This is a genomic window from Collinsella sp. AM29-10AC (genome assembly GCF_003469085.1).
Taxonomy (GTDB): Bacteria; Actinomycetota; Coriobacteriia; order Coriobacteriales; family Coriobacteriaceae; genus Collinsella.
In genome coordinates, this window is sequence record NZ_QSKB01000009.1 from 22,928 (window position 1) to 45,394 (window position 22,467).

Genomic DNA, 22,467 nt, shown 5'->3' on the forward strand with positions numbered 1-22,467 from the left:
CATGAGAGTCGTCAACGACTTTACATCGAAGACCGATGAGGGGACGTCGCGTCGCGGCTTTATGGCTTCGGGCCTGGCCCCCTTTGGCGCCATGCCTCGCATTGATTACATTTGTACCAACGGGCTGTTCCGGCGGCACCTGGGCAACATTGCACAGTTGGAATCGGGGCGCATCTTCTGCCGCCACGGTATTGACCATCTGCTCGATGTCGCTCGCATTATGTGGATCAAGAATCTCGAGGAGCAGCTCGAATTTGACCGCGAGGTCATCTACGCCACGGCACTTCTTCACGATATCGGCAAAGATGAACAGTATGAATCGGGTATATCCCATGATGTTGCAAGCGAACGCGTCGCTGATGCGATCCTCGGTGGCATGCCCGATGACATGGCGTTTGAGCCGGCCGATGCCGCAGCCATTAAGACGGCCATTCTGGGCCATCGAAAGCTGCGCGTGAACAGCCAACCGCTTGAGCGTCTGCTCTATGCAGCCGACAAAGCGTCGCGCGCCTGCTTTGCATGCCCCGCGCGCAATGCTTGCAACTGGAGCGATGATAAAAAGAACCTGTCGATTCGCGTGTAGTTGATTTGCGCGGTCGGGGTTCTAAACGAAGGAGACGATCGCGATGAGTAACAAGAAACTGCCCGAGAATGCCACCAAGACTGAAGGCGCCGAGCTCGCTCGCCGTGGAAGGGGCGAAATATCCACCGCAACGGCGGTGCCTCACGTGAGCTATGACGATCTGCGCCATGCCGATCGTATTGCCATTGACGGCCTTGAGGTTTTTGCCAACCATGGCGTGTATCCCGAGGAGAACGCGCTGGGTCAGAAGTTCATCGTTTCTCTGGTGCTCTATGCCGACCTGCGCGCGGCGGGGGAGCACGATAACCTGGATGCCTCGATTGACTACGGCTCGGTGTGCCACGATGTTGATGGCTATCTGCGCGAGCATACGTTTAAACTCATCGAGGCGGCAGCCGAGGGGACGGCCCAGATGCTGCTGCGCCGTTATCCCTCGCTGCTTGGTGTGCGCATAAAGCTCGATAAACCGTGGGCGCCTGTCGGCTTGCCGCTGGCAAGCTGCGGCGTCGAGATCGAGCGCGTGCGCTAGTCGACGCTAGAGCTTGTTGAGGGGTGGCTGCTTGAGCCGCTGCGACAGAGCTCTATTGTTAGGGCAGTACGTGTCGAGCAGGGCGTGAAACCGCTGGTTGTGGCTTGGCTCGAGCAAGTGGACGAGCTCATGGGCGACAACCATGTCGAGGCATTCGACGGGGTAGGCGGCGAGCTCGCGCGCGATGCGAATGGCGCCGGATTTGGGCGTGCATGAGCCCCAACGCGTTTTCATGCTGCGTACGGAAATGCGGGAAACGGCGACACCCATTGCGATTTCGTATGCGTGCACCATATCGCGCAGCGCCGATGCGACCTCGGACGCATAGAGCTGGTCGATGTGGGCTTGGAGCTCGTCGGACGTTAGGCCGTCGAGGATTGCGCGCTGCTTAGCCTGTGGGCTTTCGTCCGATTCGTCGGTACCCATAAAACTTGCGAAGGTGGCCTGCTTGGGTCGCGGTGCGGGCGATGCAAAGTTGTGATCGAGTGCGTCCTGTACCGTGATGGGCTTGCCCCAAAGTGCAATGATGGTCGATGGGCTAAGCGGCTCTCGCGCTGTCGCCTGACGTTGCTCGCGCTGGGCAAGTCGGCTGATAATCCAGGCGCTGTTGCGCTTCACAAACGCTTCGATGCGCTCGCGACTGGCGCCGAGCGGTGCGCTGGCGTGGACCTCGCCGCTCGATGTGACGCGTAGGTTGAAGTTCTTGACGCGTTTTTTGGTAACGATGACGGGCAAGGCCGTCCCATCCGGTCGGGATACGGAAATCGTAAATTGCTGCGTCAAATGTGATCCTTCAGATTGGGGGGGGGGGCGGGTCGGCATGTCGACCGCTCGGCATGCCGGCCCGCTCAAGGGATGCGAAAATAATTGCGCTCTTAATAACGCTCAAAGAAAGCAAGCGCGTTGTCGCTGCAGAGCTTCTGCATCACGGTCTTGCCAAAATGCTTGGAAAGCATGTTCTGGAATTCGGGCATCTTGCTGGCATCGGAGAGGAAAGCGGGCACCGTGGCGCCGTCCCAGTCGCCGCCGAGCGCGATGACGTCCTCGCCGCCCAGGTCGAGCCAGTGCTCGATATGTGCCGCCAGCTGGTCGAAGGTGACGTCTGCGGCGGTTTTGTCGGTTGCGTCGTTGGAAAGGAACTCGCTGCAGTAGTTGAGGCCGACGATGCCACCCATGTCGCGAATGGTGCGGAACTGGTCGTCGGTGAGGTTGCGCTTGACGCCGCAGACGGTGCGGGAGTTGGAGTGGCTGGCGACGAAGGGGCGCGTGGCATGGGCGACAACCTCGTCAAAGCACTCATCGTTGAGGTGGGAGACGTCGAGCACCATGCCGGCGTGCTCCATCTGCGTAAGCGCCTCGATACCGGCGGCGGTGAGACCGGCGTGGGTGTCGTGGCCGCTCGCGAGCGGTCCCTGCGCATTCCAGCTGAGTGACGACATGAGTACGCCCAGGCTCTTGAGCACCTCGATCAGCGCGGGGTCCTCGGCAAAGAACGTGGCGTTTTCGATGGTGTGGATGCAGGCGACCTTGCCGTCTTTGAGCGCGGGGCGAATGTCTGCGGCGTTGCGTACGTTGACCATGCGGTCGTGGTTGAGCATTGCTTGGCCGCTCATGTGTGCCATGATCTGCGCCTGGAAGCGCGCGGCGTGGGCGGTGGGAATCTCGTCGGGGACAAACGTGGCGAAGCACTGTGCCCACGGCGTGTTGCCGATCTTTGCGAGCGAGATGGCGCAGGCGTTGCCCTCGATGAGGTCGAAATCTTGCGGATGCGTTTCGTCGCCGGGGAAATAACCGTCGGTGCCGGCGGTAAAGCGCAGGTCGAGATCGAGCGTGGCCCAGCCGATGCGGTCGGCGGTGTCGCAGTGTAGGTCAAATACGGGATATGCCATGGTTCCTCCGGTTGCAGCGTTTCTTTGCAAACTGTCTTTGAATTGTATGACTAGGGTATAGTTAGCGCCATATGTTCACGGCGGCCCGCGTTGTGCGCCGCCCTTATCACGGAGGTTACCATGTCCAACAAGGGCAAGAAGGTCAAGACCCATTATCGTGGCACGCTCGACGACGGCACGCAGTTCGATAGCTCTTACGATCGCGGCGAGCCGCTGGAGTTCATCTGCGGCGCCGGTCAGATGATTAAGGGCTTCGACGCCGCTGTTGTCGACATGCAGGTGGGCGAGAAGAAGACCGTGCACATTCCCGCTGCCGATGCCTACGGCGAGCACAACCCCGAGATGGTTATTACCTTCCCGGCCGAACAGGTTCCCAACATCGAGCAGATCGAGAAGGGCATGAAGCTCTTCCTGTCCACGCCGAGCGGCATGCCCGTCCCCGCCGTGGTCATCGACGTGACGCCCGAGGCCGTGACGCTCGACGCCAACCACGAGCTCGCCGGCAAGGATCTCAACTTTGATATCGAGCTCGTCGAGGTCGAGGGCTAGAGTATGCCTGAACGCTTGGTTTCGACGACATGCTTGGGAAATCTCAACGATCCGTCCTATGAACTCCTGCTTCGCCGGGAGCTGGGCGGTGTCTTTGAAGTTGACGAGCTACTGCTCGATTGGGACCAGGCTGATGCATGCGCGTTTATGGGCGTGACGGAGCTGGGGCGCACGATCGATGTTCGGTTGGATACTGCCGACGGCGGCCGTCTTGCCGATGGCGATGTGCTCGCCATTGACCGTTCGGGCATGGTGCCCGTGGTGGTTGTCGTGCGCCTGCGCAGCGCCGAGGTCTATTTGGTCGAAGTCGATCGCATGGACCCGATTGCGCTCGCGCATGCGTGCTGGGAGATCGGCAATATGCACACGCCGCTTTTCCGAGGCGATTCGGACGAGCATACCGTGCGCATGTATACGCCGGTGCAGCCTGTTTTGGGCCGCATGCTCCGGGGCGTCGAGGGCGTTCGGCTCTCGGTGGTTACCCGTGAACTCGATGCGGACCGGCGCTTTGCGTCGAGTGCGGCGGATGCCGTTGTGAGTATGGCTCCAGACTTTACGATCGTAAAGAAGGCGCGCGGTTAACGTGCGTATGAGTAAGACGGACTTTGAGAGGCAACTATTCAAAGCCCGTCTTGCTGTTGATGGGGTGCTTTGGGGGAAAGTATATGGGCCTTGAGGGAATTAAGCTGATTGCATGCGATTTGGACGGCACGTTGCTGCATCCGGGGGAGCGCGAGCCGCGTTCCGAGGCCTTTGAGCTCATCGATGAGCTGCATCGTCGCGGTATCGTGTTTATGCCGGCGAGTGGCCGTCAATATACGAGCCTGCGCTACCTGTTTGCCCCGGTGGCCGATGAACTCTCCTATGTATGCGAAAACGGAGCCCTGGTCATGAGCGAGGGGCGTGCCGTGGTCAAGCGTTCTATGGAGCGTGGCCTGGCCATGGATATCGCGAATGCCGTGGTTGCGTACCCCCATGCCGACGTGACCCTTTCGTGTGAGGGGCGCCTCTACACCATGGGCAGCAACGATGCGTTTGTTGACCACCTGCGTTATGAGGTCCATTGTGATGTGGCGGTAGTCGACCGTCCCGAAGACATTGACGAGGATGTCATTAAGATTGCCTTCCAGACGCCCGAGGCGGAGCAGCCGGCGGCGCTGGAGTATTTTGAGTGCCTCTTTAGCGACCGTGTTGACGTGATGACGTCGGGAACCGAATGGACCGACTTTATCGGCTTTGATTCGGGCAAGGGGTCCGCGCTTGCCGATTACGGTCGTGCCCTGGGGATCTCGCCCGATGCGATGATGGCGTTTGGCGACAATGAGAACGATCGCGACATGCTCAACGTCGTGGGCCATCCCTATCTGATGGAGAGCTGCAACCCCACCATGCGCGGCATCAACGACCGTGTCCGCTACGCGCATACGGTCGAAGAGGAGCTGCGTCGTCTACTTGCTGAGTAGGCATGTCCCAAACATCTACCGGCAGTCGGGGCAGAGACCCTCGAAGATGGTGTAGTGCGACGTGACGTGCCAGCCGATTTGCTCGGACGCCTTGGCGTCGAGCTGGGCATCGAAGGGGAGCGGTACGTCGATGACGCGGCTGCATGAGGTGCAGATGATATGCGCATGCGGCTCGATCGTGCGATCGAAGCGGCTGCCGCCCGGCGTCTTGATGGAGAGGATCTCGCCGGCGTCGGCCAAGAGATTGAGATTGCGGTAGACCGTACCGCGGCTGATTTTGTCATCCTGCGCGCGCACGACGTTGTAGATTTCGTCGGCGGTGGGATGGTTATAACTTTGGCGCACGGCGTCAAGAACCAGCTTTCGCTGCCTGGTATTCCTTCTTTGCACCGCCATGCGCCTCGCCTCTTTTCTATCAACGGTCGTAGGTAAATGATACCGTATTTAGCACACAATACTAATAACGAGGAATGAAACCGTCTTCATTGGCAAGTGGGGCTCGGGCCTGGGCGTCTACGAGGCGAAAACGCGTTCCCATGCGCTCGTAGGAGGCGTGAAGCGCCTCGAGATGAGATAGGATGTTTGCCGGAGCTCCCTGTATCTCCATCTCGACTGAACCGTCTTCCATGTTACGCACCCAGCCGGTGAGTACGCGTGCCTGCGCGAGGTTGGTGTTGGTAAAGCGAAAACCGACGCCCTGGACTTGCCCCGCCCAGCGCAGGAAAAAGCGCAGGGGAGTGTCTTGAGTGGCCTCGTCGCTTGCGAGCACAGTAAGCCTGCGGCGCAGTTCGAGCTCGACGTTTGATGGTTTTTGAGGCTCTCGACTGCCGCCGGTGACGCTGGAGAAGAACGTATCGAAGAAGCCCATCGCTATGCCTGCTTGCCTGCGTCGGCCGGGAAGGTAATGCCGGCCTGCTGGCGCACGGCATCCATGATGCGCAGTGAGACAAGCGTAACATCGCGGTAGTGGCCAAGCTCGTGGCGTCCCGCCGGGGTCTCCCAAATCTCTTCCTTAACGTTATCGATGCCGCCGATGGCGGTGATAAAGTCTGTGAGTTCGTATTCCATAGTGTTGCTCGATTTGGGCAGGTCGAGCACGCGGCCGTTGTCGCCCTGTTCGCGCGGTGCCTCGGTCGCCGAGCCGCGTACGACATCGCCGCGATAGTCGATGCGGACATTGCGGGGCGTGGACAGATGGTCGATCTGGATAGTGCCACGCTCGCCTTCGATCTGCGAGGGTAGCAGGTCATTCGTTATTTTGGAGTGCGCGAGCTCGACGGAGATACGGCCACCGCCGTAGCTGGCGAGGATGGAACCGCAGCCGTCGATGGGGCCGTGCGTGAGCTGTCGCGTGGCGGGGTCGAGCAGAGTAGCCATGCTCGTAAGGCCGGAGGGCATGCCGAAAATCTCGACCATGGGCTCGACGGTGTAGACGCCAATGTCCATGAGGGAACCCGATGCCATATTGCAGTCGAAGATATTGGTGGCGCGTCCCGCGAGAATCTCGTTGTAGCGCGAGGAATATTTGCCAAAGCGCAATGAGGCGCGGCGGATGGGGGCGATCTCGCCCAGGGCGTCCTCGATGGCGTGGAAGGCGGGGTCGTGGAGGGGACGCATGGCCTCGAGGGCCACGACACCTGCTGCCTCGGCAGCGCGGAAGACTTCCAGCGCCTGCGCTTCGGTGGCGCAGAAGGGCTTCTCGACGATGACGTGCTTGCCACCGGCGATGCAGACAAGGGCCTGCTCGTAGTGAAGTGCGTTAGGGCTGCCGATATAGACGGCGTCGACGTCGGCAGCTGCCGCGAGCTCATCGAGTGAAGTAAAGTTTCGCTCGCCACCGCGCTCGGCGGTAAAGGCGGCACCGCGATTGGCATCGCGTGAAAGCGTGCCCACAAACGCGGCTTGGTCGTTGGCGTTGACGACTTGGATAAAGTCGTCGGTGATCATGGATGTGCCGATGGTCGCGATGCGCAGCATACGTCCCCCTTGCGTTGTTTGGTCTACAGGATGAGTGTAGCGCGTGGGGATATAAAGCTGCGCGAAAACGCTATTACAGGTCGCTCTCGTTAAAGCCGGCGTCGATATCGAGGTTGCTGCCGTCGGCCGCCGTGGTGGCGAGCTCATCGCAGCGCTCGTTGAGCTCGTGACCGGCGTGACCCTTAACCCAGATGAAATCAACCTTGTGCTTGCTTTTGGCGGTGAGTAGGCGCTCCCACAGGTCGCGGTTCTTGACGGGTTGCTTGTTGGCGGTTTTCCATCCGCGCTTTTTCCAGCCGTCGATCCAGTGCTTGTTAAAGGCGTTGACGACATACTGCGAATCGGAATGGACTTCGACCTCGCAAGGGCGGTTGAGCGCCTCGAGCGCCACGATGACCGCCATGAGTTCCATGCGGTTGTTGGTGGTCTTGGCGTAGCCGCGCGAAAGCTCGGAGGTGAAGGTCTTGCCGGCGGGGTTGGTGTATTTGAGCACGGCGCCGTAGCCGCCGCGTCCCGGATTTGATCGGGCCGAGCCGTCGGTATAGATGATGACCTTCACGGGCTTCCTTTCGTTGGGTACGTTTCGTGTGAGTGACCATTGTAGCGCCATGCCCGCCGGGGGCCAGCAATCTACGATTTCTACCCCGTCTTCCGACTGTTAGTTGGCATGGATGATGCGGTTGAGCTCGTCGAGGTATTGCTGCAAGAGGAGAGAGGGCTTGCGCTCGTCGTGCATGATGTAGCCAACGTGCATCGTTGGGGCGTCTGCTAGCGGGATCGATGCCATGCCCCATTGCATTTCATTGGAGAGGACACCGGTCGACAGGGTGTAACCGTTCGACGTGATAAGTAAGTTAGTAAGTGTTCCGCGGTCCGAGATTCGTATGTTGCGGTCGCAAGGGATATAGCTAAAAGGTTCCTCGGCGTAATAGAAGGAGTTTGAGGTTCCCTGCTCAAAGCTGTAGCGCGTATAGGGCGTGAGGTCGGCAAGGGACAGCTGCGGGCGGCGTGCGAGCGGGTGGCGCTCGCTAACGAAGACGTGGACCGTCGCGTCGAATAGGGGATGGAAGCTTGCGCGGGCATCGGCGAAGGCCTTCTGCAGAACGCGGGCGTTAAAGTCATCCAGATACAGAATGCCGATATCGCTGCGAAACGCACGGACGTCATCGATGATCTGCGATGTGGTGGTCTCGCGCATGATGAACTCGAACTTGCTGTCGCGGCAGCGCTCGACTACATTGACAAAGGCCTCGACCGAAAAGGCGTAGTGCTGGGCGGAAATGGCGAGGCGGGCTTGCGGGGTGCCACCGTCCTCGTAGCGTGCCTCGAGCATGTCGGCCTGCTCTACGACCTGGCGCGCATAGCCCAAAAGCTCGGTGCCGTCGTTGGTGAGCGTGACGCCGCGGCTGGAGCGCGTAAAGATCTCCAGATGGAGCTCTTGTTCTAGGCTTTTGACGGCGTTTGAGATGTTGGACTGAGCGGTATAGAGGCGCTGAGCTGCGGCGTTGATTGAGCCGGACTCTGCCACGGCGATAAGAAAACGAAGCTGCTGGAGGGTCATCGGTGCCCGTCCTTTCGATAGCTATCTAAAAAACCGATAACAGGTTAGCGCTTTTAAGTGATTGACTGAGCGAAACAATGCTCGTACTATTCAAAACACACAAAGGCGGTAGGTAATTAAGCCGACCACGGAACCGGGATGTCAAAAGGAGGACCGCATATGAACTGCTTACCAAGACGAATGCCGGGCTCCTGTTTGCGCCCGTCGGCGTGATCAGGAGACAGCGACTTACTTCTCTCTTATTTATTTACTTTCGTTCGATCAAGGAGATCATCATGAGCCAGTTCATCAACAACCCCGAGCACACCTTTGGTTTCGATACCCTGCAGCTTCATGTTGGCCAGGAGAGCGCCGACCCCGCATCCGACTCCCGCGCCGTGCCTATCTACCAGACCACGAGCTATGTGTTCCGCAACTCCCAGCACGCCGCCGATCGCTTTGGTCTTGCCGACGCCGGTAACATCTACGGCCGTCTGACCAACTCCACCCAGGGCGTCTTTGAGGACCGTATCGCCGCGCTCGAGGGTGGCGTGGCCGGTCTTGCCGTCGCCTCCGGTGCCGCTGCCATCACCTATACCCTGCAGGCTCTTGCCCAGGCCGGTGACCACGTGGTGGCTCAGAAGACCATCTACGGCGGTTCCTACAACCTGCTCGAGCATACGCTCTCCCAGTTTGGCGTCGGGACCACGTTTGTCGATGCTCATAACCTGGAAGAGGTTGAGGGTGCCATCAAGGACAACACCACGGTCATCTATCTCGAGACGCTCGGCAACCCCAACTCTGACATCCCCAACATCGACGCCATCTCCGAGATCGCCAAGAAGCACGGTCTGCCGGTTGTCGTCGACAACACTTTCGGCACCCCGTATCTGTTCCGTCCGCTGGAGCATGGCGCCAACATCGTTGTCCACTCCGCAACCAAGTTCATCGGCGGCCACGGCACCTCGCTGGGCGGTGTGATCGTCGACGGCGGTAACTTCGATTGGAAGGCGAGCGGAAAGTACGCCCAGATCGCTGAGCCCAACCCCTCCTACCATGGTGTTTCGTTTGCCGAGGCTGCCGGTCCCGCCGCCTTCGCAACCTATGTCCGCGCCATCCTGCTGCGTGACGAGGGTGCCTGCATCAGCCCGTTCAACGCCTGGGTCCTGCTCCAGGGCACCGAGACCCTGTCGCTGCGCGTCGACCGCCATGTCGAGAACACCAAGAAGGTCGTTGAGTTCCTGGCTGGTGACAGCCATGTCGCCAAGGTGAACCACCCGAGCCTGCCTGAGCACCCCGATCACGAGCTCTATCAGAAGTACTTCCCCAACGGCGGCGCTTCGATCTTCACCTTTGAGATTAAGGGTGGCCAGGAGGCAGCTTGGAAGTTCATCGATCATCTGCAGGTGTTCTCGCTGCTCGCCAACGTGGCCGACGTCAAGTCGCTCGTCGTGCACCCGGCTACCACCACGCACTCCCAGCTCTCTGCCGAGGAGCTCGCCGAGCAGAACATCACGCCCTCCACGATCCGTCTTTCCATCGGTACCGAGAACGCCGAGGACATCATTTGGGATCTGAAGCAGGCCTTCGCCGCGCTGGACGAGTAAGGCGACTTGTGCAAGGACCCCTTGCGACTCGATAGGTATAACTGCATAAATGCCTGCTCAAGGCGCCTGCGCAAGCAATGGTTGCGCAGGCATCTTTTCTGCATAGGAAGGGCGCTATTACAGGGTTTTTGGCATGCTTTATGCATTCGAGTTGTGGAAAACTCCTGTTGAGAGGATGTGAGTTTTACGCAATTGACGTGCGCCTTTTGAGTAAAACCGCAGGTCGCGATTTGCTCGAGGTACTATGCAGCGCGATCGAATCACACACACAGCTCAAACGCAGCAAAAACGCACTACGGAGGTTTCCAGCTACATGAGGATCGATTCACGAAAACCGAGAGCCGCTGCCCTTTCCGCCGCTCTGACCGTGGCACTTTTGGCGGGCGCCGGCGCAACTGATGCCCACGCGGCAACACTGTCCGATACGGTTGGATCTACGCCGTCCGAGGCGACGCTGGTGCAGCCCGTCGACTACCGCGGCGATGGTTATGGTTCCATGCAGGAGTGGAACGCCTCGATGGAGGCCAAGCGCGATTCCCTTGAGATGCGCGCTCAGATCATTATGAATATGTATGGCGACTATGCTACCGATGACGAGCGCGCTGTGCTGCAGGGTTGTATCGACGGTGCGGGTAGTCTGTTGACGATGGGGGAGGTCGACACGAAGTCGACCGAGCTCGATGAGCTGCGCACTGCGCTTGAGAATGCCAAGCGCGAAGCGCTCGAGGCCGCCGCAGCCGAGGCCGAGGCCGCCGAGGCCGCTCAGGCTTCGTATTACAACGCCGGCTCCGGCTTGTCTTACACGTCTGCTGCGTATTACGCGAACGGCTCGGGTCTGACGCGCTCGAGCGGCGTCAATAACTATAACGGCCGCCGCGAGACTTATTACAGCAGCAACGTGTTGTATCACCACCGCACGGGCGAATGGACGCAGGATTCCGAGGGCTTTTGGCGCGATCCCGATGGCTACTACGTCGTTGCCGCGGGCGATAAGGCCCAAGGCTCCACGTTTACCGGTTCCAAGGGCGAGTGCAAGGTCTATGACTCCGGCTGTGCTGCCGGAACCACCGACTACTATACCGGTTGGTAATCTGCCATCAGAGCAAAATAGGCACATGATGGGCGGGCGTCTTTGCTGAGCTTTTAGGCAACGTAAAGCCGCCCTTTCTTTATGTGCGTTTGAGTTAACAGAGCCCTTACCGTGGCGGTACGCTGGGCGTATGCATGCGGGGCACACTGGTTCATGAGAAATAAGGTCTTTCTCGTGGAGGAAGTGGTCTTGTGAATGCTCGAGATATCGCCGTTGCCGCCGTTGCATTGACGCTTGGTTGCCTTGGTCCTACGGCCGCGCTCGTCGCGGGCATGCAGGGGTCTTGTGGGGCTGCCTCTATCGTGGTCGGCGCGTTGATCGCGGCCACACTGCTGGGAAGCGCCGGTGTTGTCCTTTGTCGCGATGATGAGGATGAGGTTCCGGAGTCGCATCTCTAACTGTTGCGAAAATGACTGTTGGCCATGGCTGAACATGAAAACCGCCACAAGGGGAGTGCCCTTTGCGGCGGTTTTTGCTATTGAGACTGTTGGATGCGGTGCGGCGGCGTTACCAGCTTGCCTCGATATCACGGATGCGCTGATAGAGCCATTCGTTCTGCGGCGCCTGGATATCGTGCTTGGCCGCGAGGCGGCGGACGGCGCCCGCGAACTCCTCGACCTCGGTTCTGCGTTGAGCGACGCGGTCCTGCGCCATCGAGGGCATGCCGGCGGGGTCGAGCCCTTCGATGAGATGCACCATCTGCGTTAGGTCTGCCTCGGTGAGCTTGATACCCTCGGCGTTGGCGACTGCAAGCGTCTCGCGCATGGCGGAGACAAAGCAACGACGCTGCTCGGAGCCCTGTTCCGTGGCGCTTCCGTACGTACCGCCGTAGGCCATGCAGGTCTGGTTGATGCCGTCGTTGAGCATAAGCTTGGCCCACATGCGGTACGCGATGTCTGCCTCGACGGTGTGCGCGATGCCGCAGCGCGTGTAGAGCTCGTCGATGGCGGCGACGGTCGCGGGGTCGGTGCCGGCGGCCGCACCAAAGCGGATCTCGCCCGCATTGGTAAAGGTGAGCGCGCCGTTGAGAAACACAGCGTCCATGCCTTGGCAGATTCCGAGGACGGTGTGCTCCCAGCCAAAGCGCTCGGCGATCTTTTGCTCGCTCGTGATGCCGTTGCAAAGGGATGCGATGAGCGTGTCGGGCCCTACGATGCGTTCCATAGTCTTGAGCGCCGCATCGAGTCCAGTCGTCTTGACCGTCAGGATGACCAGATCGGCGGGCGTTGCCTTGCTGGCGCGGACGGACTTGAGCGCGCAGGGCTTGCCGTTGACGGTGAGCGCATCGTTTGCGTGACGCTCAAAACGGGCGTCATCCATAACGTATTCGACGGCGTCATTGCCGAGGGCCTTGGCAATCATGCTGCCGTAGAGCAGGCCCACGCCGCCCTTGCCGATAAAGGCGACCTTGTTGATCTGTATGCGAATCATCTCCCCATATAAAAGGCGCCCGCGTAAGGGGCGCCTGATGGATAGTATGCTGCCAGGGTGATTGGTGGGTGCGCGGAGCGGCTGTTATAAAAAAGAAACGTTTGCCTGGACGCTACGCTGCAGGGCAGACCGCAAAAACGCGCGCGAGGAATCCGACGCCATCGCGCACCTTGGGGAAGGTGCAGAAGATGACGGCGCTTGTGGCAGGAAGCTCGTCCAGATGGTCCATGACTTCGATCTGATAGCGGTCGACCGAGAGGATGTACTGCTCGCCGGGGTAGAGGTAGACGTCCTCGCGTGTGGTCACGCTTGGCTCCTTTCATCGGGCTTTTTGCTGATGTTAATGCGGTGCCGTGACAGCTCGATTTCTGCTGCGTTACGATACGTTCTCGATTGCGATTCCACGATGTTTCGGCTGCGTGACCATTGTGTTTCGCCTTGCCGGGGCGCTGATGGCGAAGGGAGGGGCCGTGCAATACCGCGTTGACCCCAAAAGCGGCAACCGTATCTCGGCGTTGGGGCTGGGCTGCATGAGGTTTCCCGGTGCGCCGGGACGCCCGGATGCGAAGACTGCCGACGCCATCATCTCCCGTGCGGTGGAGCAGGGGATTAACTACCTGGACACGGCCTATCTCTATCCCGGCAACGAGGCGTGCGTGGGGGCGTCGCTTGAGCGCCTGGGCTTGCGCGACCAGGTTTTGCTCGCAACCAAGCTGCCGCATGCTTCGTGCAAATGCGCGGAGGATTTCGATCGGTTCTTCGACGAGCAGCTGCGTCGCCTGCGGACCGACCGTATCGACTATTGCCTCATGCACAACATTACCTCGCCCGCCCAGTGGGAACGTGTGGTGGCGTTGGGCATCGAGGACTGGATTGCGCGTCAAAAGGCGGCGGGGCGCATTCGCCAGATTGGTTTTTCGTACCACGGCAGCGCGGCGGATTTCATGACGATGCTCGATGCATATGAGTGGGACTTTTGCCAGATCCAGTACAATTACGCTGGAGAGCGATATCAGGCGGGAACAGCAGGACTCATGGCGGCCGCGGAGCGCGGGCTCGCGGTGTTTGTGATGGAGCCGCTGCTGGGCGGGCGTCTGGCGGGCAAGCTACCGCCGCGGGCTCGCGCTGTGCTCGACGACGCCCGTGACCCGCACCTGCGTACTCCTGCCGCCTGGGGGCTTTCGTGGGTGTGGAACCATCCTCAGGTGACGATGCTGCTTTCGGGCATGACCGATACCGCGCAGGTGGACGAGAATTCGTCACTGGCAGACCTCGCGTTGCCGAATTCGATGACTGCCAACCAGCTCGACACGATTGCGCGCGTGTTGATGGAGTTTGAGAAATCGAACCGTGTGCCCTGCACGGGATGTGGCTACTGCATGCCATGTCCCAAGGGTATCAACATTCCCGGCTGCTTTGCCGCCTACAACGCGAGCTATGCGCACAGCTGGTTTACGGGGCTGTCACAATACTTTACGGCGAGTGCGGTGCGCACGAGCGAGTCCAAGTTGGTGAGCAATTGCGTCAAATGCGGCAAATGCGCGCGGCATTGTCCGCAGCACATCGATATCCCCGGGCGCTTGGACGACGTACGCCGCCGTTTTCAGCCTGGTCCCGTGACGGCGGTGCTTAAGGCCTTCAACAAAACGCGCTCCTCATGACCCTTTTATAAGTTGCGGTGGAATACGGTCTGTTTGCGCCAAAATAAGGCACCAATAGACCGTATTTCACCGCAACTGATGAGGGGGAGTTGGAGATGCTGACGATCGGGTGTCATCTTTCGACGACGAAGGGCTATCGGGCGATGGGGGAGACGGCGTTGTCCATTGGCGCCAATACCTTTGCGTTCTTTACGCGCAACCCGCGTGGTGGCAAGGCGAAAGACCTTGATATGGATGATGTGGCGGCCCTGCGCGAGCTTATGGAGCAAAACGATTTTGGCCCGCTTGTGGCTCATGCCCCGTATACCTATAACCCCTGTTCGGCTAAAGAGCGGGCGCGCGAGTTTGCCTTGGAGGCCATGGCCGAGGACTTGCAGCGTCTGGAAGCGCTGCCCGGCAACTACTACAACTTCCACCCCGGCGCGCATGTGGGGCAGGGGACTGATGCCGGCATTCAGATGATCGTCGACACCTTGTGTCAGGTGATGTTTGGGGGACAGCAGACGACGGTGCTGCTCGAGACCATGGCGGGCAAGGGTACCGAGGTGGGCCGTAGCTTTGAAGAGCTGGCGCGCATTATCGAGGGTGCTGCCGCCAGGCGTCCAGAGCTATCGGACAAGCTGGGCGTGTGTCTGGACACCTGCCATGTGAGCGATGCCGGCTACGACATCATCCATGATCTGGACGGCGTACTCGACGAGTTCGACCGCGTGGTGGGTATCGACCGCTTGCGTGCCGTACACATCAACGATTCGAAGAACCCCTGTGGTGCCCATAAAGATCGTCACGAGTGCATCGGCAAGGGATACCTTGGCAGCGAGGAGTTTGGCGGTGGTATGCAGGTTATGCAGATTATTGTATCGAATAGCCGTTTGCGTGCATTGCCGTTCATTTTGGAGACGCCGAACGAACTTGCAGGTTATGCAGCTGAAATCAAACTTTTAAGGTCGTTACAGCAGTAACGACTGTCACAAAGTGGAGTGTTCCATTCACGTTATGTGATTGTTTCAATCAGTTTTCTAATTGCAGATTCGCACTTACAGGTGCATAATAACCAACAGTTTTTGCAGACCTCTGAATCAAATGGGGTCACTGGAAGGAGACTGATTATGAAGCTCAAGAAGCTTGGTGCATTTGCCGCCACGGGCGCCATGGCGCTCGCTCTTGCACTGACGGGCTGCGGCTCGTCCAACGCCACCTCTGGTTCTGATGCCAGTTCCAGCAGCTCTGACGACGCTAAGGTCGAGAAGGTCGACGGCTCCAAGGAGTACGCGCTCGTCAAGGACGGTACGCTCACCGTCGGCACCTCTGCCGAGTACGCGCCGTTTGAGTACAAGGATGACAACGGCGACTACCAGGGCTTTGACCTTGAACTCATTAAGGCTATCGGCGATAAGCTGGGTCTGGATGTCGAGTACGTCAACAACGACTTCGACACGCTGGTTCCGGGCGTCGCTTCGGGCGCCAAGTACGACGTCGCCATCGCGGCTATCACTGACACGCCCGAGCGTGAGAAGGAAGTCACTTTCTCCGACTCTTACTACATGGACGATCAGGCTATCGTGACCAAGGTCGATAACACCGACATCACGGCCGACAACTTCAGCGAGAAGCTCAACAACGCCGACGCTACCATCATCGTCCAGTCTGGCTCGACCGCCGAGGCCTTTGCCCAGGAGAACTTCCCCAAGGCCAAGATTGTTCCCTACAAGGACGCCACCGAGTGCTTCAGCGCCCTGCAGTCCGATAAGGGCGACGCCGTAGTCACCAACCGCTCCGTTGCCAGCCAGCTGACCGCCGAGCAGTTCAACACCTGCCAGACCATCAAGCAGATTAGCACCGGCGAGGAGTACGCCATCGCCATCAACCAGGGCAACACCAAGCTCAAGGACGACATCAACCAGGCCATCAAGGACCTGACCGACGACGGTACCGTTGACGCCCTCATGGCTAAGTACAGCATCAAGTAAATTAATGCTTGATTGCGTGCGGGCCCTTTCCGTTTTGCGGAGAGGGCCTTTGCGCTTCTCTCGACGGACCGCGTTTCCGTCTTGTTTTGCCGGCAACTTCTACGATAGGAGCCACCTTGTCTCGATTGAACAAAGGGGCCACGGAGCAGCGTTTTTCACTGTCCGCCTTGCTCCAAAAGCTAGCCTGCGTCATGGCCGTGGCGCTCGCGCTGGTGTGCGCGGGGGCATATGCGCCCACGACCGCCCAGGCGCTTGAGACCGCAAAGATTACCGCCCGACCCAACACCGGTTCGGGCAGCGCTGTGGTCGGCGGCACCGAGACGCGCATTACCTGGGAAGTTCAGGCCGATGCCGACGAGGAGCTGAGCGGTCTTTCGCTGACGTTTGTCGACGGCGCGACGTTTGGTACCGATGACACGCGATTGACGATGCTCTCGGGCGAGGACCTCATGGACCGTACGCCCATGAAGCCCACGTGCAAGGCCGATGGCCAGACGCTCAAGATCGACTTTGGCGAGACGGCGCCTGCCGGCGGCTTTTTCCGTGTCGAGGTTTACGGCGTGACGTTCCCCGTCGAGGGCGGCGACGAGGCCTTTAGCGGAACCTACATCTTGGCTGACGGCTCGACCAAGAAGATCTCCAAGATTCCGTCGGTGGAGATCAAGGGCGTGACGGCATTCGATAACTTCCTGGCCGACCTTAAGGAGCAGCCGTGGATCGAGGCGTGGAACTCAAATATGTTCCTCCGCCTGTTCCTGAACCCGGTTATTTTGGTCCAGAGCCTGCCGATCGTCTTCAAGGGCTTCCTCATGTCGCTCTCGATCGTGCTTGTGGCGTTCCCGTTGGCAATTCCCTTCGGTTTTGCGTTGTCGCTCATGCGCATCTCCAAGTCGCGCATCCTGCGCTGCCTTGCCGGCATCTACGTGAATATCATCCGCGGCACGCCGGCGTTCCTGCAGATCTATATCGCGTTCTTTGGCCTGCCACTGGCCGGCGTCAAGGTGGATGATTATGTCCTGGGCGTCATCGTCATGGCCATGAACTCGTCTGCGTATCTGTGCGAGATCTTCCGTGCCGGTATTCAGTCGATTCCTAAGGGTCAAAACGAGGCTGCTCGCTCGCTGGGCATGAATGCCTTCCAGACACTACTCTACGTTATGATTCCGCAGACGTTCCGCAATGTTCTGCCTACGTTGACCAGCGAGTTTATCCTGCTCTACAAGGATACGTCGCTGCTCGCCGCCGTGGGCGTGGTCGAGATCGTCATGAACGCCCGTACCATCGTGGCCACGACGGGCTCCATTACGCCGTATGTGGTTGCCGCCCTGTTCTATCTGGTTATTACCCTGCCGCTTGCGCGCTTGGTGAGCGGTCTTGAGGCGAGGCTTTTGGGGACGACCGAGACCAAGAAAAAGCGTCCCAACAAGAGCGCTGGGCAGGTTGTCGCCACGCCCGCCGATCATATCGCCGGTCTGTAAGGAGGTCCTGGCATGAGTGAAACGAATTCCAACGAGGTTGTCGTCAGCATCAAGAACCTTCAGAAGGCCTTTGGCGACAACGTAGTTCTGCGCGATATCGATCTGGACGTGCATAAGGGCGAGGTTGTCGTTGTGTTGGGTCCTTCGGGCTCGGGCAAGTCGACGATGCTGCGCTGCATCAACCGCCTGGAGGACCCCACGAGCGGTTCGATCGTCGTTGAGGGCGTGAACATGTGCGCCAAGGGCGTCGACCTTAACAAGGTGCGTACGCATTTGGGCATGGTGTTCCAGCAGTTCAATTTGTTCCCGCACCTGTCGGTCAAAAAGAACGTCATGCTCGCGCAGCAAAAGGTGCTCAGGCGCAGCAAGGAAGAGGCCGAGAAGATCGCCGTCGAGGAACTGACCAAGGTTGGTCTTGCCGAGCGCATCGACTTTATGCCGAGTCAGCTTTCGGGCGGCCAGCAGCAGCGCGTGGCCATCGCCCGTGCCCTATCGATGAACCCGCACGTGATGCTCTTTGACGAGGCCACGTCCGCGCTCGACCCAGAGCTCGTCCGCGACGTGCTGGGCGTTATGCGCGACTTGGCCCGCGACGGCATGACCATGATCGTCGTGACGCACGAGATGGGCTTTGCCCGTGACGTCGCCGATCGCGTCGTCTTTATGGACGGCGGCGTTATCGTGGAAGAGGGTACGCCGAGCGAGGTCTTTGACCATCCCAAGAGCGAGCGCACCAAGGCGTTTTTGGGCAATATCTCGTAGCGGCGCCTCGAGGTTGTCGATATAACAAACGGGGACCGGATATGTATCCGGCCCCGTTTTTGTTTGGGCATGAGCGACTGTTGTTGTGCGGTGCTCGGCTGTCAGCTGCTTTGAGACTTTATGCCGGCTTCGTTAGGCCAGCTCCGCTCCCAGAGCCTTGCAGGCCGCCTCGCCCTCATCGTCGGGGGCGTCGTAGCAAATGACGGAATCGACGACGTTGACACCTGCCTCGTCGGCATCCGCCTTCCAGTTGTCCATCCATTCGCCCTCGGCCCACGAATAAGAGCCAAAGAGGACGACCTTCTTGTCGCCGAGGGTTTCCTTGACTTCGTCCCACATCGGCTGGAACTCATCGTACTCGAGCTCCTCGGAGCCCATGGCGGGGCAGCCGAAGGCGAAGGCGTCATAGCCGGTGGCCTTGTCGGCGGAGAAGTCGGCGCAGGAGATGACATCTGTCTCGGCGCCGACTGACGTCGCGCCCTCGGCAACGAGGTTTGCCATGGCCTCGGTGTTGCCCGTGCCGCTCCAGTAGACGACCGCGATCTTGCTCATGTGTTGTCCTTTCGGTTGTGCGGCGTGCGGCCGCGGTTTGTATGTTCTATCGGGTTGCCTGGGCAAGTTTTGCCAGGCTATGGCCCTGCTGATAGACATGGGTGAGGTGTTGCGTGCAAGCGCGGTAGGATTCGAACGTCGCAAGCGCTTGCCCGACATTCGTGTAGACCTTCCAAGGTCCAAAGACCTTGTAGTTCTCGCCATGCTGGACGATAAATTGACGCACATCTTCGTAGGGATATCCCAAAAAATAGCCAATTTCGTGAGGAAACTCGCAGGTGCAGCCGTCGCCGCAAGGTTCGCTCTGCGCAAGAACGCATGGTCCGTCGGCGCAGGCGCTTTCCGTGGCATTGCTGCTTGCCAGCGTGATGCGCGCGGCGAGATGCACCAGGGATGCGGGCAGGTTGTGGACATCGTAACCTTCGGCGGCAAGCGCCGTCGTGGCGCGGGGGTCGGAGAGGTATCGCATGAGGTCCGCAGGGCGGTACACATAGATGAGCGCTCCGCAGGGGCGCCAGACCAAGACGCTCGTGTGGATGCCGAACGGTTGGAGTTCTCGGTTGCATTGAGCTATGACGGCAAGGAGATGTGTACGACGCACTTCGATATGGGGGTTGCCGGGCTTGCCGTTTTGACTTGCGTAGACGCCGGGATAGGTAAAGAGCGATGCCGGCTTGATGCCCGCGAGCGTGGGAGAGCAGTTGCGCACGATTGCTGCCTGAAACGTTGGGATGTCTATGGTTCGAGTCACGGCGCTCCTTACGGATCTAAACTGTTAGCCTAGGAAAACTTATACACGAAAGTAAGCCATGGTCAACAAAAAAGTTTGAAGAGGGAAACTAATTGACCGAACAGACATGATTTTGGGTTAAGATGGGGACACCCCATGGGGGTATCTAGATAGTGCTACTTGAAAGGGGGGCGCATGAGTGACTTGCTCAACCCTGCGAATCTCATCGTGCTGGCCGTCATTGCCGTCGGCATGTTTTTTGGACTGCGTCGCATTGCCGCTTCGACACACGGGAAGAGTTGTTGCAGCGATGGTGCGAGCGGCAAGAAGGCCAAAAAGGTTGTTGTGGTGGATACCGATGCGTCACACTATCCCTATAGCGATGAGCTGCTCATCGGCGGCATGAGCTGTGACGGCTGCGCTCAGAACGTAGCCAATGCCCTCAATGCGCTGGATGGTGTGTGGGCTACGGTAACGTACGCGGACCACACAGCGCGTGTGCGCTCCAAGCGGCCGATCAATCGCGGTGTCCTTGAGACTGCCGTGAGAGATGCGGGTTACTACGTCATGACGCTGTAAGCGTCGCTCTGGGTGCGCTTCCTTGGCTAGGCTCGTCCGCGCAGCTCGATGTCTTGGATGTCGTCGAAGTCGATGGCGATGTCTCGGAGCTTGAGGAGCTTGAAGGCGGGGAGCGCCTCGTCGAGGATGCCGGTGCGGCTGCGATAGCCGTATGTATCGTAATAGGTGACACGAACCAAGTCGCTACGTTTGAGACCCTCGAGTTTTTTAGAGAGCACGAGGGCTTTTTCTTCCGTGAGCTCACGTTTTGGCTCGACGGTGATTTCCTGCTTGCGCACGAGTTCGTAGTATCCCGTGAGGGCGGCAAAGGGCATAAACTGCGCGGCACGGCCGGCACGGACGGCGCCGTTGGCGGTGAGCTTGGGGTCGGCGGATCGACGTCTTCCCTCGGGGTCCGCTAGACGTTCAAAAGGCGTCGGTGGCCGCATCGGCTGTTGTTGGGACTTAGGCACGATGTCCTCCTACCTGATCGTTGCGTTCGCGCGCGGTGGCGCCGGCGGTAAAGCTTAATCCCTTGACGAGCGCGTTCTTGCCGTACTTGTCTTTCACGGCCAGGACGGCGCGCGCCAGATCGCGCTCGCGCTCATCGGCCTCGATATCGCTGAACAGATCGATGGTGGCAAATTCCTCGGGCATGAGGTTGCCAAATCCCAGGTTGATGCGCTTGACCGGTCGTTTGGGATCGACCGTTTGTGCCCAAAGGTCATCGAAATACCCCATGATTTTCTTAAACGAATTAGTGCGCTCGGGCAGCTTTCGCGAGGCGTTGGAGTGCGCAAAGAGTGCGGCATAGCCACCACGCGGTTTGCCGCCATGCTCTCCCACAAAGATGCCATCGATTGCCTGCGCTTCGCGCACCAGGCGACGCCTTTCGTCATCGCGCTGGACGGGCTTGGGAGCACGGGGCGCGAGCTCGGAGCCGTCGGTCGCTGCGGGTTCGATGCCCGAGGTACTCGAGCGCAGGTGTCCGCAGCCGTCTATATACTGCGCCGTGCCGCTGGCGTTGAGCCGGCGTATGTCGGCGCGCTCGCTTGCATAGCCCACAAAGAGCGAGATGCTGTCGCACACCACGTGCTTGTCGATCAAATCCAGCACGGCGGCATCGACCATTTCGCGCAAGACGGTGTAGGCCTGCTCGTAGGCATAGCCCTTCGAGAGCACCTGCCCCGTGGTGGTCGAGGTCGCTTGCGGGCGATAGGCTTGGATATCGGCGATGGTCGTTGGCTCGCGCCCAAAGGCGTGGTCGATAAGATATTCGGCATTGACGCCGAGCTCATCGTAAAGCAGGTTTTCGTCGAGCGCGGCGACGCCCATCAGATCGTAGACGCCGTACTTTTCGAGGCGGGCTGCCACGCCGGGGCCGATGCCCCAGATATCGGTAATGGGACGATGAGGCCAGATCTCTTTGCGAAAGGTCTCGTCGTCGAGTATGCCGATGCGGCTGGGTACGTGCTTGGCGGTAATGTCGAGCGCCACCTTGGCCTGAAATAGGTTGGGGCCGATCCCGACCGTTGCCGTGATGCCCGTGCGCGCGAGGACTTCGTCGCGTAACATGCAGGCGAACCCTTCCGCATCGGTGTGATAGAGGTCCAGATAGGGCGTCACGTCGATAAAGCATTCGTCGATGGAGTAGACGTGAATGTCTTGCGGACTCACGTATTCCAGATAGATGCCGTAGATTTTCGCCGACACCTCCATGTAGTGCTGCATGCGCGGTACGGCCTTGATGCAGTCGATGCCGTCGGGAATCTCGAACAGACGGCAGCGATTGTGTATCCCGAGGTCCTTCATAGCCTGTGTGATGGCGAGGCAGATGGTCGTGCGCCCGCGCGATTCGTCGGCAACGACCAGGCACGTAGTGAGTGGGTCGAGTCCGCGGTCGACGCACTCGACACTGGCGTAAAACGTCTTAAGGTCGATGCAGATATAGGTGTGACGCTCGTGTCCCACGCGTCCTCCCATCAAACACATGTTCTTATCGAATACATGTTCGATAATACCTGCTTGCGCGGACATCGTCAAAACCTGTCCCTCTTTGGCGGGTATGGTCGTGCGGTTGCATCGGGTTTTTTAACGC

The 22,467-nt window shown here is 59.4% G+C and carries 27 protein-coding genes; 14 read left to right on the plus strand and 13 right to left on the minus strand.

The genetic code is table 11. From position 1 onward, the window contains the following. Position 1 precedes the first annotated feature (1 nt). A complete protein-coding gene (locus DW754_RS04205) occupies positions 2–583 on the plus strand; it encodes an HD domain-containing protein (protein WP_199411440.1) in 582 nt (193 codons plus the stop codon). 43 nt (positions 584–626) lie between these two features. Further along, a complete protein-coding gene (gene folB / locus DW754_RS04210) occupies positions 627–1,112 on the plus strand; it encodes a dihydroneopterin aldolase (protein ID WP_117758571.1) in 486 nt (161 codons plus the stop codon). Between the two features lie 6 nt (positions 1,113–1,118). Here the strand turns inward: folB and DW754_RS04215 are convergent, their stop codons facing one another. Beyond that, entirely contained in the window at positions 1,119–1,847 is a 729-nt protein-coding gene (locus DW754_RS04215) for a M48 family metallopeptidase (protein WP_158561610.1), read from the minus strand. 140 nt (positions 1,848–1,987) lie between these two features. Next, positions 1,988–3,001 (minus strand): dipeptidase, encoded by a 1,014-nt coding sequence (locus DW754_RS04220; protein ID WP_117758569.1) that lies wholly within the window; start codon positions 2,999–3,001, stop codon positions 1,988–1,990. A 120-nt stretch (positions 3,002–3,121) separates the two neighbouring features. Here DW754_RS04220 and DW754_RS04225 point away from each other — a divergent pair, with 120 nt between their 5' ends. The 3 genes from DW754_RS04225 to DW754_RS04235 all read left to right on the plus strand — a co-directional run bounded on the left by DW754_RS04225 (position 3,122) and on the right by DW754_RS04235 (position 5,013). Beyond that, positions 3,122–3,550, plus strand: coding sequence for a peptidylprolyl isomerase (locus DW754_RS04225; protein ID WP_117758568.1), 429 nt, complete (start codon positions 3,122–3,124; stop codon positions 3,548–3,550). Positions 3,551–3,553: 3 nt separating this feature from the next. Further along, entirely contained in the window at positions 3,554–4,132 is a 579-nt protein-coding gene (locus DW754_RS04230) for an urease accessory protein UreE (protein ID WP_117758567.1), read from the plus strand. An 83-nt stretch (positions 4,133–4,215) separates the two neighbouring features. Then, positions 4,216–5,013: an HAD-IIB family hydrolase gene (locus DW754_RS04235; RefSeq protein ID WP_158567514.1), complete on the plus strand. Its 798-nt coding sequence runs from the start codon at positions 4,216–4,218 to the stop codon at positions 5,011–5,013. A 15-nt stretch (positions 5,014–5,028) separates the two neighbouring features. Here the strand turns inward: DW754_RS04235 and DW754_RS04240 are convergent, their stop codons facing one another. The 5 genes from DW754_RS04240 to DW754_RS04260 form a co-directional block, all read right to left on the minus strand. Next, on the minus strand, positions 5,029–5,409 hold the full coding sequence (locus tag DW754_RS04240; protein WP_172677978.1) for a Fur family transcriptional regulator: 381 nt from the start codon (positions 5,407–5,409) through the stop codon (positions 5,029–5,031). Between the two features lie 61 nt (positions 5,410–5,470). Beyond that, on the minus strand, positions 5,471–5,881 hold the full coding sequence (locus tag DW754_RS04245; protein WP_117758565.1) for an acylphosphatase: 411 nt from the start codon (positions 5,879–5,881) through the stop codon (positions 5,471–5,473). A gap of 2 nt (positions 5,882–5,883) precedes the next feature. Continuing rightward, positions 5,884–6,990: a Gfo/Idh/MocA family protein gene (locus DW754_RS04250; RefSeq protein WP_117758564.1), complete on the minus strand. Its 1,107-nt coding sequence runs from the start codon at positions 6,988–6,990 to the stop codon at positions 5,884–5,886. A gap of 73 nt (positions 6,991–7,063) precedes the next feature. Beyond that, positions 7,064–7,600 (minus strand): ribonuclease HI, encoded by a 537-nt coding sequence (rnhA, locus tag DW754_RS04255; RefSeq protein WP_117648313.1) that lies wholly within the window; start codon positions 7,598–7,600, stop codon positions 7,064–7,066. Between the two features lie 48 nt (positions 7,601–7,648). Next, on the minus strand, positions 7,649–8,551 hold the full coding sequence (locus tag DW754_RS04260) for a LysR family transcriptional regulator (protein ID WP_055251412.1): 903 nt from the start codon (positions 8,549–8,551) through the stop codon (positions 7,649–7,651). A 275-nt stretch (positions 8,552–8,826) separates the two neighbouring features. Between DW754_RS04260 and DW754_RS04265 the strand changes: the two genes are divergently transcribed. The 3 genes from DW754_RS04265 to DW754_RS10870 all read left to right on the plus strand — a co-directional run bounded on the left by DW754_RS04265 (position 8,827) and on the right by DW754_RS10870 (position 11,625). Continuing rightward, a complete protein-coding gene (locus DW754_RS04265; RefSeq protein WP_117758563.1) occupies positions 8,827–10,137 on the plus strand; it encodes an O-acetylhomoserine aminocarboxypropyltransferase/cysteine synthase family protein in 1,311 nt (436 codons plus the stop codon). A gap of 313 nt (positions 10,138–10,450) precedes the next feature. After that, on the plus strand, positions 10,451–11,227 hold the full coding sequence (locus DW754_RS04270; RefSeq protein ID WP_118071998.1) for a hypothetical protein: 777 nt from the start codon (positions 10,451–10,453) through the stop codon (positions 11,225–11,227). A 191-nt stretch (positions 11,228–11,418) separates the two neighbouring features. Beyond that, the gene (locus DW754_RS10870) at positions 11,419–11,625 is read left to right on the plus strand and encodes a hypothetical protein (RefSeq protein WP_147336372.1); all 207 of its coding nucleotides are present in this window, start codon (positions 11,419–11,421) and stop codon (positions 11,623–11,625) included. A gap of 109 nt (positions 11,626–11,734) precedes the next feature. Here the strand turns inward: DW754_RS10870 and DW754_RS04280 are convergent, their stop codons facing one another. Together DW754_RS04280 and DW754_RS04285 are read right to left on the minus strand one after the other, a co-directional pair. Continuing rightward, positions 11,735–12,658, minus strand: coding sequence for a ketopantoate reductase family protein (locus DW754_RS04280; RefSeq protein WP_117758560.1), 924 nt, complete (start codon positions 12,656–12,658; stop codon positions 11,735–11,737). Between the two features lie 112 nt (positions 12,659–12,770). Beyond that, positions 12,771–12,965: a hypothetical protein gene (locus DW754_RS04285; RefSeq protein ID WP_117735789.1), complete on the minus strand. Its 195-nt coding sequence runs from the start codon at positions 12,963–12,965 to the stop codon at positions 12,771–12,773. 163 nt (positions 12,966–13,128) lie between these two features. On the opposite strand from DW754_RS04285, the gene DW754_RS04290 reads away from it, so the two are divergent. From DW754_RS04290 to DW754_RS04310, 5 genes are all read left to right on the plus strand, one after another. Beyond that, complete coding sequence (locus DW754_RS04290) at positions 13,129–14,319, plus strand: aldo/keto reductase (protein WP_117758559.1); 1,191 nt, start codon at positions 13,129–13,131, stop codon at positions 14,317–14,319. A gap of 95 nt (positions 14,320–14,414) precedes the next feature. Further along, on the plus strand, positions 14,415–15,281 hold the full coding sequence (locus tag DW754_RS04295; RefSeq protein WP_117758558.1) for a deoxyribonuclease IV: 867 nt from the start codon (positions 14,415–14,417) through the stop codon (positions 15,279–15,281). 147 nt (positions 15,282–15,428) lie between these two features. Beyond that, positions 15,429–16,289, plus strand: a complete 861-nt coding sequence (locus DW754_RS04300) for an ABC transporter substrate-binding protein (protein WP_117758557.1) — start codon at positions 15,429–15,431, stop codon at positions 16,287–16,289. Between the two features lie 116 nt (positions 16,290–16,405). Continuing rightward, positions 16,406–17,767: an amino acid ABC transporter permease gene (locus tag DW754_RS04305; protein ID WP_233508863.1), complete on the plus strand. Its 1,362-nt coding sequence runs from the start codon at positions 16,406–16,408 to the stop codon at positions 17,765–17,767. A gap of 12 nt (positions 17,768–17,779) precedes the next feature. Next, positions 17,780–18,529: an amino acid ABC transporter ATP-binding protein gene (locus DW754_RS04310; protein ID WP_117758556.1), complete on the plus strand. Its 750-nt coding sequence runs from the start codon at positions 17,780–17,782 to the stop codon at positions 18,527–18,529. A gap of 132 nt (positions 18,530–18,661) precedes the next feature. On the opposite strand, the gene DW754_RS04315 is transcribed toward DW754_RS04310, so the two are convergent. Both DW754_RS04315 and DW754_RS04320 read right to left on the minus strand, forming a co-directional pair. Next, on the minus strand, positions 18,662–19,081 hold the full coding sequence (locus DW754_RS04315) for a flavodoxin (RefSeq protein ID WP_117758555.1): 420 nt from the start codon (positions 19,079–19,081) through the stop codon (positions 18,662–18,664). Between the two features lie 46 nt (positions 19,082–19,127). After that, positions 19,128–19,832: a DUF3793 family protein gene (locus tag DW754_RS04320; RefSeq protein WP_117758554.1), complete on the minus strand. Its 705-nt coding sequence runs from the start codon at positions 19,830–19,832 to the stop codon at positions 19,128–19,130. 174 nt (positions 19,833–20,006) lie between these two features. On the opposite strand from DW754_RS04320, the gene DW754_RS04325 reads away from it, so the two are divergent. Then, positions 20,007–20,390 (plus strand): heavy-metal-associated domain-containing protein, encoded by a 384-nt coding sequence (locus tag DW754_RS04325; protein WP_117758553.1) that lies wholly within the window; start codon positions 20,007–20,009, stop codon positions 20,388–20,390. Positions 20,391–20,416: 26 nt separating this feature from the next. Here DW754_RS04325 and DW754_RS04330 read toward each other — a convergent pair whose 3' ends face one another. Together DW754_RS04330 and DW754_RS04335 are read right to left on the minus strand one after the other, a co-directional pair. Beyond that, positions 20,417–20,842 (minus strand): hypothetical protein, encoded by a 426-nt coding sequence (locus DW754_RS04330; RefSeq protein ID WP_233508865.1) that lies wholly within the window; start codon positions 20,840–20,842, stop codon positions 20,417–20,419. Further along, positions 20,835–22,406 (minus strand): DNA repair protein, encoded by a 1,572-nt coding sequence (locus DW754_RS04335; protein ID WP_117758551.1) that lies wholly within the window; start codon positions 22,404–22,406, stop codon positions 20,835–20,837. Before DW754_RS04335 ends, DW754_RS04330 begins: the two co-directional genes overlap by 8 nt. Positions 22,407–22,467: the final 61 nt, after the last annotated feature.

Excerpts from the sequence above, each read along its gene's own strand:
- DW754_RS04205 (WP_199411440.1), top strand. The coding sequence starts at position 2 with ATGAGAGTCGTCAACGACTTTACATCGAAGACCGATGAGGGGACGTCG.
- folB (WP_117758571.1), top strand. The coding sequence starts at position 627 with ATGAGTAACAAGAAACTGCCCGAGAATGCCACCAAGACTGAAGGCGCC.
- DW754_RS04220 (WP_117758569.1), bottom strand. The coding sequence starts at position 3,001 with ATGGCATATCCCGTATTTGACCTACACTGCGACACCGCCGACCGCATC.
- DW754_RS04225 (WP_117758568.1), top strand. The coding sequence starts at position 3,122 with ATGTCCAACAAGGGCAAGAAGGTCAAGACCCATTATCGTGGCACGCTC.
- DW754_RS04230 (WP_117758567.1), top strand. The coding sequence starts at position 3,554 with ATGCCTGAACGCTTGGTTTCGACGACATGCTTGGGAAATCTCAACGAT.
- DW754_RS04235 (WP_158567514.1), top strand. The coding sequence starts at position 4,216 with ATGGGCCTTGAGGGAATTAAGCTGATTGCATGCGATTTGGACGGCACG.
- DW754_RS04240 (WP_172677978.1), bottom strand. The coding sequence starts at position 5,409 with ATGGCGGTGCAAAGAAGGAATACCAGGCAGCGAAAGCTGGTTCTTGAC.
- DW754_RS04245 (WP_117758565.1), bottom strand. The coding sequence starts at position 5,881 with ATGGGCTTCTTCGATACGTTCTTCTCCAGCGTCACCGGCGGCAGTCGA.
- DW754_RS04250 (WP_117758564.1), bottom strand. The coding sequence starts at position 6,990 with ATGCTGCGCATCGCGACCATCGGCACATCCATGATCACCGACGACTTT.
- rnhA (WP_117648313.1), bottom strand. The coding sequence starts at position 7,600 with ATGGCGCTACAATGGTCACTCACACGAAACGTACCCAACGAAAGGAAG.
- DW754_RS04260 (WP_055251412.1), bottom strand. The coding sequence starts at position 8,551 with ATGACCCTCCAGCAGCTTCGTTTTCTTATCGCCGTGGCAGAGTCCGGC.
- DW754_RS04265 (WP_117758563.1), top strand. The coding sequence starts at position 8,827 with ATGAGCCAGTTCATCAACAACCCCGAGCACACCTTTGGTTTCGATACC.
- DW754_RS04270 (WP_118071998.1), top strand. The coding sequence starts at position 10,451 with ATGAGGATCGATTCACGAAAACCGAGAGCCGCTGCCCTTTCCGCCGCT.
- DW754_RS04280 (WP_117758560.1), bottom strand. The coding sequence starts at position 12,658 with ATGATTCGCATACAGATCAACAAGGTCGCCTTTATCGGCAAGGGCGGC.
- DW754_RS04295 (WP_117758558.1), top strand. The coding sequence starts at position 14,415 with ATGCTGACGATCGGGTGTCATCTTTCGACGACGAAGGGCTATCGGGCG.
- DW754_RS04300 (WP_117758557.1), top strand. The coding sequence starts at position 15,429 with ATGAAGCTCAAGAAGCTTGGTGCATTTGCCGCCACGGGCGCCATGGCG.
- DW754_RS04310 (WP_117758556.1), top strand. The coding sequence starts at position 17,780 with ATGAGTGAAACGAATTCCAACGAGGTTGTCGTCAGCATCAAGAACCTT.
- DW754_RS04315 (WP_117758555.1), bottom strand. The coding sequence starts at position 19,081 with ATGAGCAAGATCGCGGTCGTCTACTGGAGCGGCACGGGCAACACCGAG.
- DW754_RS04325 (WP_117758553.1), top strand. The coding sequence starts at position 20,007 with ATGAGTGACTTGCTCAACCCTGCGAATCTCATCGTGCTGGCCGTCATT.
- DW754_RS04335 (WP_117758551.1), bottom strand. The coding sequence starts at position 22,406 with ATGTCCGCGCAAGCAGGTATTATCGAACATGTATTCGATAAGAACATG.